Raw genomic sequence first — 12,470 nt, 5'->3', positions numbered from 1 at the left:
TTGCCGCAAAAGAAGCCCTGGCGCACCGCCATCTCCCGTTTCGACGACGCGAGCGTCGAGATCGCGGGCTACAAGCACGAGGACCTGATCAGCAAGCTCGACTTCACGAGCATGCTGTTCGTGCTCTTCCAGCAGCGAATTCCGAGCCCGGCGGAAGTGCGCGTGCTCAACGCGATGATGATCTCGGTGATCGACCACTCGATCGTCGCGTCGTCCGCCGTCACGCGCATCGTGTCGGCCTCGGGCGTGCCGCTGCAGGCGAGCGTGGCCGCGGGCATCCTCACCATCGGCGACATCCACGGCGGCGCGGGGCAGGAGCTGTCGCGCCGGCTGGAGGAGTGGGTGGCGGAAGCGAAAGCCGAAGGACTCGCGCTCGACAAGAAGGCCACGCAGATCGTGAAGTCGTTGCGCGAGAAGGGCGAGCGCGTCGAGGGCTACGGGCACCCGCTGCATCCGAAGGGCGATGCGCGCGTCGATGCGGTGATTGCCGTCGCGCGCGAAGTCGACCTCGTCGGGCCGCACCTGCAACTCGCGCTGCACATCTCCGAAGCCATCGAGGCCGCGAGCGGCAAGTCGCTGCCGCTCAACATCGACGGCGTCGTGGCCGCGCTCGCGTCCGACCTCGGCTTCAACTGGCGGCTGGGCCGCGCGTTCATCTTCATCCCGCGCGCCGCCGGCCTCGCCGCGCACGCGATGGAAGAGGCGACGCGCGAGCGCGGCTGGCGCAAGGTCGCCACCGCCGACGACATCGAGTACGACGGCCCCGCTTCACGTTCCATGGATTGACCGGAGACACCTCATGCACCCGACCCTCGGCAGACTCGTTCGCGCTTCGTGCGCAGGCATCGTGGCATTCGCATCGCTCGTCGCCGCGGGGAGCGCGGCGGCGCAGGCCGGCGCCGCGGGCTTTCCGACCAAACCCCTGCGCCTGATCGTTCCTTTCGCCAGCGGCGGACCGGCCGACGCCATCGGCCGCATCGCCGCGCAGGGTCTTTCCAATGCGCTCGGCCAGCCCGTGATCGTGGACAACCGCGCGGGCGCGGGCGGGCGCGTGGGCGCGGAGGCCGTTGCCAAGGCCGCGCCCGACGGCTACACGCTGCTGCTGTGCAACGTGGGCGACGCGATGGCGGTGTCGCTCTACAAGTCGATGCCCTACGACTTCGGGAAGGACTTCGCGCCGGTCTCGCTCCTCGCGTCGTCGCCCTTCCTGATCGCGGTGCATCCTTCGCTGCCTGCGCAGGACTTCAAGCAGTTCCTGGCACTGGCGAAGGCGCAGCCGGGCAAGCTCACCTACGGCTCGGCCGGTACGGGAGTGTCTTCGCACCTGTCGGGCGAGGCGCTCAAGGTCGCCGCCGGTATCGACATCGTTCACGTCCCGTACAAGGGCCAGGCGCCGGCCATGAACGACCTGCTGGGCGGCCAGATCGCCTTCATGTTCGCCAACCCCGTGACCACGCTGCAGCAGGTGCGCGCCGGCAAGCTGCGCGCGCTCGCCGTGACCGGCACCTCGCGTTTCGCGGGCGCCCCGGACATTCCGACGGTCGCGGAGTCCGGCGTGCCCGGCTACGAGGCGGCGACCTGGTTCGGCATCGCCGCGCCGGCCGGCACGCCCGAGGCGATCGTCAATCGCCTGTCCGCCGAACTGCAGAAGGTGATGAACAGCACCGAAGTGCGCACCGCGCTCGAATCGCAGGGCGCCGCGGTGGTCGCGAGCAACGCGCCCGATTTCGCGCGTCGCATCCGCGCGGACATCGATGCATGGCGGACGATCATCCGCACCGCGCGCATCTCGCTCGACTGATATTTCCGACAACACAAGAGACCATCCGATGCCCCAGATCCAACGTGCCGGCCAGGCGACGCTGAACTACAAGATCGACGACTTCACCGACCCGTGGAAGAACGCGCCGGTGATCGTGCTGCAGCACGGCTTCGGCCGCACCTCCAACCTCTGGTATCGATGGGTGCCGTACCTCTCGCGCTTCTTCAAGGTGGTGCGCCCGGACCTGCGCGGCCACGGCGACGCGCCGCGCGACTTCGACACCGAGCACGGCTACACGCCCGAGAACATGCTGGGCGACATCCTCGCCATCGTCGACGAAGTGAGCCCCGGCGTGCCGGTGCATTACTGCGGCGAATCGATCGGCGGCATCGTCGGCATCATGCTTGCCGCCGAGCGGCCCGACCGCTTGCGCACGCTGAGCCTCGTCTCGACGCCGTTCACGATCCCGAAGCACACGCAGGACGTGTTCGCGCTCGGCTATCCGAGCTGGCAGGAGGCCATGCGTGCGCTGGGCACCGAGAAGTGGACGGCGGCCACCAATGGCTCCACCCGTTTCCCGGCGGGCACCGAGGAAGGCCTGCTCGACTGGTATTCGAAGGACATGGGCCGCAACCACGTCGATGCGATGGTGGGCCTGTCACTCGGCGCGATCCAGTTCGACGTGTCGGCGCAGGCCGCGCGCATCAGGACGCCCACGCTCGGCCTGTACCCCGGCAACGGAACCATCACGCGCTTCGACCAGGAGCGCGTGAGAACCACGATCCCCGGCGTGAAGATGACGCTGCTGCCTACCGAGGCGCATTCCATCCAGTTCTATCGCGCCGCGCAATGCGCGCGGCAGGTGCTGCATTTCGCATCGCTGCACGACGGCACGGTGTGCGAAGAATAAGGAGACCGACCATGCAACGCAGACTTCTCATCCTCGCCTCCGCGCTGTTCGCGGCGGCCACGGTTCACATGCCCGCCGCCGCGCAGGGCGGCTACCCCACGAAGCCGGTCACGCTGCTCGTCGGCTATCCGGCAGGCGGCCCCGTCGACACGCTCGCGCGCGCCATCGGCGAGAAGCTGTCCGCGTCGATGGGGCAGACGGTCGTCGTGGAGAACGTGCCCGGCGCCACCGGGATGATCGCCAACCAGCGTCTGGCGAAGTCCGCGCCGGACGGCTACACGCTGATGCTCGGCGCGAATCCGATGGCGATCCAGGCCTCGATCAAGAAGTCGCTGCCGTACAACTCGCTGCGCGACTTCACGCCGATCGCGTATGTCGGCGACGCGCCCTACCTGCTCGTCGTGCCCGCGAATTCGCCTGCGAAGACCGTGCAGGAACTCGTGTCGCTCGTGCGTGCCTCGCCCGGCAAGATGAGCTACGGCTCGGCCGGCGCGGGCAGCGCCAACCACCTGTCCGGCGAGATCATGAAGAAGGCGGCGGGCCTGAACATCAACCACATCCCCTACAAGGGCGGCGCGCCCGCGCAGGTGGACGTGATGGGCGGCCACGTCGCCTACATCTTCGATGCGTTCATCACCGGCGTGAAGCTCGCGCAGGGCGGGAAGCTGCGCGCGCTGGCCGTGACCACCGACACGCGTTCGCCGGCCGCCCCCGACGTTCCGACGATGGCGGAGTCGGGCTTTCCCGGCTTTTCCGTGCAGGCCTGGTACGGGCTCATGGGACCCGGCAACATGCCCGCGCCGCTCGTGCGTCGGCTGAACGAGGAAGTGAACAAGGCGATCGCGCTGCCCGACATGCAGACGCGCCTGGCGTCGATGGGGCTGCAGGCGCGGCCGGGCACGGCGGGGGACTTCGCGGCGTTCTTCGCAAAGGACATCGCGACGTATGCAACCGTCATCAAGGATGCGGGTGTGCCGCTGGAGGATTGAAGCTTGAACGCCGCTGCGCCTGCCGATTCCGGCGCATCGCAGGTCGATGCGCGCGATGCGCTCGCCGGCCTCGTCGCGCAGTCGGGCGTGGACGTGCCCATCGCGAACGTGACGCTGACGGGCGACGATTCGCCGCTCGCCAGCCCGCATCGCCTCGCCACGGCCAGCGGTGTCGCGCTCGCAGCGCAGGCCGCCGCCGTCGCGGAAATCTGGCGGCTGCGCACCGGCCGGTCGCAAGACGTGCGCGTGGACTTCGCGGATGCGGCGCATGCGCTGAACCCGGCCGAACACCTGTTGCAGAACGGCTATCCGCTCACGGTGCGCTTCGTGTTCCAGGAACCGGGCAACGGATTCTTCCGCGCGAAGGACGCGTGGATCTACATGGCGCACGGCAGTCCGCGCTTGCGAAACGGCATCCTCGACGTCCTGCGATGCGCGAACACGAAGCCCGCGCTCATGGAGACGGTTGGTCGGTGGAACGCGGAGGAACTCGAGTCGATCTGCCAGGAGCGCGGTCTGCCGCTCGTCAAGGTGCGCGATGCGGCCCAGTGGCGCGCGAGTCCGCACGGCCGCTTTCTCGCGGGCCGGCCCGTGATCGACATCGAACGCATCGCGGACGGCGCGCCGCTTCCTTTTGGCGAGGCGGCGCGTCCGCTTTCGGGCATTCGCGTGCTGGAGAACACGCACATCCTGGCCGGGCCCGGCATCGGCCGCTGCCTCGCGGAGCAGGGCGCGGATGCACTGCGCATCGCGCCGCCGCGCACGAGCGACCCGATCAATTTCATGATCGACACCGGCTTCGGCAAGCGCTCGGCGTTCCTGGACCTCGATGCGGATGCGGATGTCGCCCGGTACAAGGCGCTCGCGAACGACGCCGACATCGTGGTGCAGTCGCTGCGCCCGGACGCGCTCGAACGACGCGGCCTCGGACCGCGCGAACTCGCGGCGTCGTCGAGGAAGGGGCTCGTGTATGTCTCGGTGAGCTGCTACGGCGGCGTCGACGGACCGTGGTCGCGCTACGTCGGCTACGACCCGATCGCGCAGGCCGCGACCGGCATCGCCGTCGAAGAAGGCGGCGCGGATGCGCCCCGTGTCGTGCCCTCGCACCTGCTCGCGGACTACCTCACGGCGTACCTCGGCACGTTCGGCGCGCTCGCGGGACTGATCCGGCGCGCGCGCGACGGCGGCAGCTACCACGTGCGCATCTCGCTCGCGCAGACCTGCCTGTGGGTGCAGGACCTCGGCCTGCGCCTTCCCCGACCTTCGCCGGAGGAGGCGCGTAGGGGCAGGCCGCGCATCGCCACGATGGACTCGCCTTTCGGCGAGCTCCACTACCTCGCGCCCGTCGCGCAGTATTCGCGGACGCCGGCGTACTGGGACAGTCCGCCGGTGCCGCTGGGGGCGTCGCGGGCGGAGTGGGGGGCGCGCTGACTGATGCGACCTGATGGACGATTCGTCGAAAGCGAGCCGCGCGCCTTATGCGACACGCGTGCACGTGTGGCGGGAGATGTCGCTTCAAGCCTTCCTGCGAACAGCCTTCTTGACGGTCGCCTTGCTGGCTGGCTTGCCCTTGTTTTCTTCTAGCGGCAAGAACCCGATCGGCCGCTTGGGCGGCGGTGCCGGCGTCGCCAGCAGTTGACCCATCGAGTCAGCCAGCTCGGCGATGTTGCGATCGTGGATGGAGACCTTGCGCTCGAGTTGATGCACTTTAGCGGCCAATTCGCGGTTGCTCACCAAGATGCCGCGCAGTTCCACGAAGGCGCGCACCACATGCACGCTCAATTCGGTGGCGCGCGCGCTGTTCAACAGCGTGGCCGCCATGATCGCACCATGTTCGGTGAAGGCCAGCGGAAGGTATTTGGTGTGCTGGCCGCGACCGCGCTTCAAGGTTGCAGATTGCAACCTTAAAGTCGCCAGATCCTGGGCATCGAGCTGGAACATGAAGTCCGACGGAAAGCGCGCAAGGTTGCGCCGCACCTGCTGATTGAAACGCTTGGTCGTCTCGCCGTAGAACGCCGCCAGGTCCGCGTCGAGGACCACCCGCTGACCGCGCACGAGGTGAATCCGCTGCGCCACCTCACCGATGGAGAGCGGCATGCCGGCAGCCGTGGTCATCGGACCGCGTGCGCCGCGCGCCTGGCACGGCCGGGCATTCCGGGACGCGCGCGCTCGGTCTGCGGCCGCTGAAACGGTCCCTTGACCTTGCACAGCTGAATGAGCCGCGTGGCGAGTTCCATGGTGAGAAACAATGACCGGTGGGGTCGGGCATTCTATCGCCAGGCTCCCCCTGGGGCCTGTTTCGGCGGCAGCCTCGTGCGGCCTCCCCCACCTCCCCGAAAGCAGGTAATTCGCATCCGCCTAGGGTCAAACCCGGAGGCCGCGGCAGGGCATCTCTCGACAATCGGCGCATCTGCCACCCGCAAGAGAGAGAGACACCATGAGACACCTCCGGCACGCATTCACCGTCGCCGCGGCCCTCGTCGCCGCGCTCGTCGCCGTCCCCGCGGCGGCCGACTATCCCGACCGGCCCGTCAAGATCATCATTCCGCACGCCCCCGGCGGCGGCACCGACGTCGTGGGCCGCTTGATGGCCGAGCGCCTGACGAACGTGCTGAAGCAGTCCTTCGTCGCCGAGAACAAGCCCGGCGCGGGCGCGATGATCGGCGCGCAGTTCGTCGCCTCCGCGCCGCCGGACGGCTACACGCTGCTCATGGGCACTTCGGCCGAACTCACCATCGGCCCCAACATGGTCAAGTCGCAGCGCTACGACCCGGTGAAGGATTTCCAGCCGGTCGCGCTCGTCGGCTATTCGCCCAACGTCATCCTGGCCGCATCCAGCTTCGCGCCGAAGAACGTCAAGGAACTCGGCGAGTTCGCCCGCGCGAATCCGGACAAGCTGTTCTATTCCAGCGGCGGCGCGGGCACCAGCCCGCACGTCTCGGGCGAGCTGCTCAAGACGCTCGGCATCCCGATGACGCACGTGCCCTTCAACGGCACGGGTCCCGCGATGTCCGCGTTCCTCTCGGGCCAGATGCCGCTCATCTTCTCGACGATGGCGCCGGCCGTGCCGCTCATCAAGGACGGCCGCGCCCGTGCGCTCGCCGTGACCTCGGCCAAGCGCTCGCCGCTGCTGCCCGACGTGCCCACCGTCGCGGAGCAGGGCCTCACGGGCTATGAGGCCGTGACCTGGTACGCTTTCATGGCTCCGGCGGGCACGCCGCGCGACGTGGTGGAGAAACTGCGCGGCGCCGTGGCGCAGATTCTCGCGACCAAGGAGATGGGCGACCGGCTGGAGCGCATGGGCATCGTCGGCGACGACGGCACGGCCAGCGAAGCGATCCGCGCGCGCATCGGCAAGGAACTCGCGATGTGGGGCAACGTGATCAAGCAGAACAACATCAAGTTCGAATAAGCGAAGGCAGGCAGGGGCATGCTCGACAAGGCACTCGAAGGCATCCGCGTCATCGACTTCTCGCAGATCGGCTCGGGTCCGACCTGCACCGTGATGCTCGCGGACCTGGGCGCGGACGTGATCAAGGTGGAGGCGGCCTCGGGCGACATCGCGCGGCCGCTCGGTCCGCCCTACGTCGACGGCGACGGCATGCTCTTCCTCGCACTCAACCGCAACAAGCGCGGCGTCTCGGTCAACCTCAAGGACCCGGCCGACCGCGACCGCATGCTCAAGCTCTGCGAGGACGCCGACGTCGTGGCGGAGAACTTCCGCCCCGGCGTGATGGAGCGGCTCGGTTTCGGCTACGAGGCCCTGTCGAAGCGCAATCCGCGCCTCGTGTACTGCTCGATCTCCGGCTATGGCCAGAAGGGCGCGTGGCGCGAACGCGGCGGCATGGACGGCGTGGTGCAGGCACTGTCGGGCCTCATGGCGATCACCGGAGAAGACGGCGGCGTGCCGATCAAGGTGCAGGTGCCCATCGTCGACATCGTGACCGGCTTCCTTGCGGCGAATGCGGTGCAGGCCGCGCTGCACGACAGGAATCGCACCGGCAAGGGCCAGCACATCGACACGTCGATGATGGCCTGCGCCCTGATGCTGCAGCAGACCGCCTTCGCGGGCTATGTCACGAATGGCGAAGTGCCGGTGCGCAGCGGAAGCGCCGCGCCCTATGCCGCGCCCAACGAAGCCTTCCCGACGGGCGACGGCTGGATCATGATCATCGCGTACCAGGACGAGCGTTGGCGCGCGCTGGTCGAACTGCTCGACGCGCCGCAGCTCGCCGAGGATCCGCGTTTCGCGACGATGGACCAGCGCATCGCGAACCGGCCGGCGATGGTCGAAGCGGTCGCGCAGCGCCTGCGCAGGAACACCACCGCGCACTGGCTCGAAGTGCTCGGCGCGGGCGATGTGCTGTGCGCGCCCATCGCGACGTACGCGGAGACGGCGAAGATGCCGCCCGTGGCCGACAGCGGCATGATCATCGACGTGCCGCATCCGACGCGCGGCACCATCCGCCAGGTGGGCTGCGCGCTCACGCTGCCGGCGGCGCCCGCGCGGCGCGGCGCGCCCGGCATCGGCGAGCACAACGACGAAGTGTTCGGTTCGTTGCGCCGCTGAGGGGACTGCACGTGCGCGTCCTCGTCATCGGCGGCACGGGCCCGAGCGGTCCGCACCTGGTCAACGGCCTGCTCGCGCGCGGCCATGAGGTCATCATCCTGCACGGCGGCTTCCATGAAGTCGAGTTCGACCGGGAGATCGAGCACATCCACACCGATCCGCATTTCGCGGAAACGCTGGAGCCCGCGCTCGCGGGGCGCACCTTCGACACCGTGATCGCGACCTACGGACGCGTGCGCGTGATCGCCGAAACGCTTCGCGGGCGCACGGGGCGCTTCATTTCGGTCAGCGGCGCCGGCGGATACGCGCCGCGCAGCGACGAACGCTGGGGCGCGCTCGGACGCCCGCCCGCCATCCGCGAAGACGGCCCGAAGCGCGACGAGCGCTGGGCCGAAGACAAGCTGTGGCACAAGATCTGGCTCACCGAGCAGGCGGTGATGGCGATGCATGCCGCGGGCGATTTCCGCGCGACGATCTTCCGCTATCCGCTCGTGTACGGCCCGCATGCGCCGGCGCCGCTGGACTGGTCCATCGTGCGCCGCATCCTCGACGGCCGCCGGCAGTTCATCCTCGGTGACAACGGTTTGCTGATTCAACGCTGGGGCTATGCCGCGAACGTCGCGCACGCGCTGCTGCTCGCGGTCGACCAGCCCGAGGCGTGTTCAGGCCAGATCTACCACGTGGCCGACGACGTGCAGCATTCGCTGCGCCAGCGCATCGAACTCATCGCGCGCACGCTCGGCCACGAGTGGGAGCTGGTGAACCTGCCGCAGAACCTCGCCGCGCGCGCGTGTCCGCTGTGGGGCGACCACAAGCACATGACCTACGACTCGACGCACATGGCGTTCGACACGACGAAAGTCCGCACGCAGCTGGGGTACAGCGACAAGGTCCCGACGGCGGAGGCGATTGCGCTGTCGGCGAAGTGGCTGGCGGCGCATGGACGCGAGCGTGCCGCGGAGATGGAAAAGCAGCTGGGCGATCCGTTCGCTTACGAGGCGGAGGACGAGCTGATCCGCCGCGCGCGCACGCAGGGCCTGGATGCCGCGGCCATGGTGGAGTTCCCGGTGATCGAGCGCGGTCACACTTACCGGCATCCCAAGAAGGCGGGGGAGGATTGGTCGGCGGGGAGTGCGGGTACTCGCGCGTGAGCGATGGAACAGATGTTGCCTCCGAAGCCGCGTCGCTGAACGACCCTTGGCGAATCGGCGCTCAAGCCGCCCCGATGCAAGTCCCGACCGCCCCCGCCACCACCAGCAGCAAGCCCGCCTTCTCCATCTGCGTGACTCCTTCGCTCAGCAGGCGCCGCGACACGACGTAGCTGAACACCACCTCCACCATGCCCACGGCCCGCACGTTCGCGGGCGTCTGCAGCGCGTAAGCGAGAAACCATCCGAGCGACGCCAGCGCTCCCGCGCAGCCGGCGGTCAGCGACACGCGCCAGCCGCTGAACACCGCCACGATCGCCGCGCGGTTGCGCACGAGCAGCCACGCCATCACGCCGGCCGACTGCATGATCTGCGCGAGCAGCACGCTCCAGGTGCTGACGTGCCACGCAGGCGCGCCGCTCACCGCCATGAGTTCGAGCGCCGCGGCGCGGTAGCCGATGGCCGCGATCGCGAAGCAAGCGCCCGCGCCGAGGCCGAACCACGCGCTGGGGCTGAAGCCGCCCCAGGTCCGGGTCTGGCCTGCAGCCGCGGCCGGCGACATCTTCGCGCGCATCAGCAGGATCACGCCCGCCAGCGCCACCACCATGCCCGCCAGCGACAGCACGGAAGGCAATTCGTGCAGGAACACCGCGCCGAAGAATGCGACCTGCAGGACCTCGGTCTTGGAATACGTCACCGACACGACGAAGTTGCCGTGCTTCATGGCCGCGAGCAGCATCGCCGTGGCGATGGCCTGCGTGGCCGCGCCGAGGAACAGCCAGGCGATATAGGCCACGGTGAAAGGCGGCAGGCGCCAGGGCTCGCCCCAGAGGTTCTGCACCAGCAGCATGCCCGCGAACGCGAACGGTATGCCGTAGAGGAAGCGCGCGAGCGTCGCGCCGAGCATGCCGGCCTGGCCGCTCAGCGACCGCTGCGCCATGTTGCGGATGGTCTGCGTGAACGCCGCGAAGAGAACGACGGCGAACCAGAGCCAGGGGTTCGCGACGCTCACGCGGCCTGCGCCTGCAACTCCTCGAAGGTCGCGATGTGTCCGGCCAGCGCCGTGGCGGCGACCGTGGTCGGACTCGCGAGGTAGACGCCGCCCGGGCCCGAGCGGCCAGGGAAGTTGCGGTTGATCGCGCTGATCGTCACGTCGCTGGTGGACGCCGACTGGCCGGGGCCGCAGTTCGCGCACGCGCCGCAGCCCGGCATGATCATCTCGGCGCCGACCTCTTCGAAGGTCTTCAGGTAGCCCTTCTCGATGCAGTAGTCGCGCACGTCGGACGTTCCGAACTGCAGGTACAGGCGCATGCCTTCCGGCAGCTTGCGGCCGTTGTCGACGGCCCAGCGCAACACCTCGTGATAGCGGTCGAAGTCCTCGCGCTTGCCGCCCGTGCAGGAGCCGCCATACGCGATGTTGACCTTCACGGGCGCCTCGAACGAGGAGATCGCCGCGCCGTTGCCCGGGTCCCCGGGCCGCGCCACCATGGCCTCGATCTTCGATGCGTCGATGCGGATCGTGTCGCGGTACTTCGCGCCGGGGTCGCTCTGCATCCAGGGCTCGAGCGCGATGTCCTGCCCGCGGCGCTCCTTCACGAAGGCCACGGTCTTCTCGTCCGGCGCGACGATGCCGGTGAAGCCGCCGAGCTCCGCGACCATGTTGGTGAGCGTCGCGCGCTCGTCGATCGACAGCGCCGCGATCGTCGAGCCCGCGTACTCGAACACCGCGCCGATGGCCTTGCCGGCCTTGATCTCGGGCATGGCGAGCAGGTACAGCACGAGGTCCTTGGCCATCACGCCCGCGGGCATGTCGCCATCGATCTGCACGCGCACGGTGTCGGGCACCTTGCAGCGGATGTAGCCGGTGGCCCAGCTGTTGGCGATGTCGGTCGAGCCCGCGCCGAACGCGAGGCAGCCGAGCGCGCCCGAGTGCGGCGTGTGCGAATCGGTGCCCACCACCACCTGCCCCGGCAGCGCATAGCGCTCGGCCATGATCGCGTGGCAGATGCCCTCGGCGCCCGAGCCGTCGGGCAGTTCCTCGTGGACGCGCACCGGGTAGTCGCGCGTGAAGGCGGTGTGGCCCTGGAACAGGTTCGCCACGCCGGGGAGCAGCCCGCCATCCTTGTGCGGAATGCTCTGCGGCGCGAGCACGAGGTGGTCCTGGAACGCGACGATGGTGCTCGGGTCGTGCAGCGGCGCGGGCTTGCCGAAGTTGCGGTGCATGAAGTGCGCGCTCATGCCCGTGAAGTAGTCGTGGCTGAAGCGCCAGTGCGCCGCGAGGAACACGCCGTCGCCCGTCTTCGGGTTCGGTGTGTCGGGGTGGACGTTGCGGCGGATGATCTTCTCGACGAGCGTCAGCGGCCCGGCCGTGTCACCGTTCGCAGAACCCGCGGCCCCCGGCGTGGGCCACTTCACGCTCTTGCTGTACGCCATCAGGCCGCCGGCGCGGATGATCTGCTGCGTGAGTTCGTCGCGGCCCACGAGGAACTCCTCGATGGGAATGCCCTCGCCCGCGCGGATGCGGTCGAGCACGCCGAAGTTCGTCGTGGTGAGGATGCCGATGTTGTCGCAGTTCTGCTGGTAGATGCGCTCGAAGCTCTCCGCGACCACGAGCCGGATGCCCGCGGACAGCTCGGCCAGCGGGCTGTGCTCGCGCGACGAGCCCTTGCCGTAGCGCTTGCCGGCGACGGTGATCTCGAAGCCGCCGTTCTTGATCGCATCCATGCCGATGGGCTTCTGCCCGCCGGTCTGGAAGCCGACGTAGGGGTAGCGGCCCAGGCGCTCGTCGTACACCAGCATCACCGTCACCGGCGTGATCTCGTCGGTGGAGATGTCGTCGCGCAGCGGCGACGCGGTCGCGAGCGTGAGGTTCTCGCCCGCGAGCTGCGCGGCGACCTTGGCGGGGTCTTGCGAGAGATAGAGGGCGCGGCCGGTGAAACGCTGTACGGTGTCCATGGAGGGCTCGGAAGAATGGAAAAGTTCTGCTCCGATCTTAGCCACCGGGGCGCGCGCCGTCCTCGCGATTCGCGAGCCCGGCGGTCGCCAATCGCGGCTGCGGCGGGGCAGGACGCGACGTAATATCGAAGCATTC

At 68.9% G+C, this 12,470-nt stretch carries 11 protein-coding genes; 8 read left to right on the top strand and 3 right to left on the bottom strand.

Annotated features, from left to right (window positions below; genetic code table 11):
• From AB7E83_RS00635 to AB7E83_RS00615, 5 genes are read left to right on the top strand one after another with little or no spacing between them, the layout of a single operon-like run.
• A complete protein-coding gene (locus tag AB7E83_RS00635) occupies positions 1–786 on the top strand; it encodes a citryl-CoA lyase (RefSeq protein WP_428564012.1) in 786 nt (261 codons plus the stop codon).
• 13 nt (positions 787–799) lie between these two features.
• The gene (locus AB7E83_RS00630; protein WP_428564009.1) at positions 800–1,801 is read left to right on the top strand and encodes a Bug family tripartite tricarboxylate transporter substrate binding protein; all 1,002 of its coding nucleotides are present in this window, start codon (positions 800–802) and stop codon (positions 1,799–1,801) included.
• A gap of 28 nt (positions 1,802–1,829) precedes the next feature.
• Entirely contained in the window at positions 1,830–2,672 is an 843-nt protein-coding gene (locus tag AB7E83_RS00625; RefSeq protein ID WP_428564006.1) for an alpha/beta fold hydrolase, read from the top strand.
• A gap of 11 nt (positions 2,673–2,683) precedes the next feature.
• Positions 2,684–3,661, top strand: coding sequence for a Bug family tripartite tricarboxylate transporter substrate binding protein (locus tag AB7E83_RS00620; protein ID WP_428564003.1), 978 nt, complete (start codon positions 2,684–2,686; stop codon positions 3,659–3,661).
• A 3-nt stretch (positions 3,662–3,664) separates the two neighbouring features.
• Positions 3,665–5,092 (top strand): CoA transferase, encoded by a 1,428-nt coding sequence (locus AB7E83_RS00615; protein ID WP_428564000.1) that lies wholly within the window; start codon positions 3,665–3,667, stop codon positions 5,090–5,092.
• A gap of 84 nt (positions 5,093–5,176) precedes the next feature.
• Here the strand turns inward: AB7E83_RS00615 and AB7E83_RS00610 are convergent, their stop codons facing one another.
• Positions 5,177–5,758 carry an ORF6N domain-containing protein gene (locus tag AB7E83_RS00610; protein WP_428563997.1) on the bottom strand — a complete coding sequence of 194 codons (582 nt, stop codon included), beginning with the start codon at positions 5,756–5,758 and terminating at the stop codon, positions 5,177–5,179.
• A 340-nt stretch (positions 5,759–6,098) separates the two neighbouring features.
• On the opposite strand from AB7E83_RS00610, the gene AB7E83_RS00605 reads away from it, so the two are divergent.
• From AB7E83_RS00605 to AB7E83_RS00595, 3 genes are read left to right on the top strand one after another with little or no spacing between them, the layout of a single operon-like run.
• The gene (locus tag AB7E83_RS00605) at positions 6,099–7,073 is read left to right on the top strand and encodes a Bug family tripartite tricarboxylate transporter substrate binding protein (RefSeq protein WP_428563994.1); all 975 of its coding nucleotides are present in this window, start codon (positions 6,099–6,101) and stop codon (positions 7,071–7,073) included.
• A gap of 18 nt (positions 7,074–7,091) precedes the next feature.
• The gene (locus AB7E83_RS00600) at positions 7,092–8,231 is read left to right on the top strand and encodes a CaiB/BaiF CoA transferase family protein (RefSeq protein ID WP_428563991.1); all 1,140 of its coding nucleotides are present in this window, start codon (positions 7,092–7,094) and stop codon (positions 8,229–8,231) included.
• Positions 8,232–8,242: 11 nt separating this feature from the next.
• Positions 8,243–9,382 (top strand): NAD-dependent epimerase/dehydratase family protein, encoded by a 1,140-nt coding sequence (locus AB7E83_RS00595; RefSeq protein WP_428563988.1) that lies wholly within the window; start codon positions 8,243–8,245, stop codon positions 9,380–9,382.
• Positions 9,383–9,443: 61 nt separating this feature from the next.
• Here the strand turns inward: AB7E83_RS00595 and AB7E83_RS00590 are convergent, their stop codons facing one another.
• Together AB7E83_RS00590 and AB7E83_RS00585 are read right to left on the bottom strand one after the other, a co-directional pair.
• On the bottom strand, positions 9,444–10,391 hold the full coding sequence (locus tag AB7E83_RS00590; RefSeq protein WP_428563985.1) for an EamA/RhaT family transporter: 948 nt from the start codon (positions 10,389–10,391) through the stop codon (positions 9,444–9,446).
• Entirely contained in the window at positions 10,388–12,334 is a 1,947-nt protein-coding gene (locus tag AB7E83_RS00585; RefSeq protein WP_428563982.1) for an aconitase family protein, read from the bottom strand. Before AB7E83_RS00585 ends, AB7E83_RS00590 begins: the two co-directional genes overlap by 4 nt.
• Positions 12,335–12,470: the final 136 nt, after the last annotated feature.

The sequence above is a fragment of the Ramlibacter sp. genome, from assembly GCF_050250995.1.
GTDB lineage: Bacteria > Pseudomonadota > Gammaproteobacteria > Burkholderiales > Burkholderiaceae_C > Ramlibacter.
The sequence above is the reverse complement of the archived record's forward strand: the minus strand, read 5'-3'. Positions and strand labels throughout refer to the sequence as shown.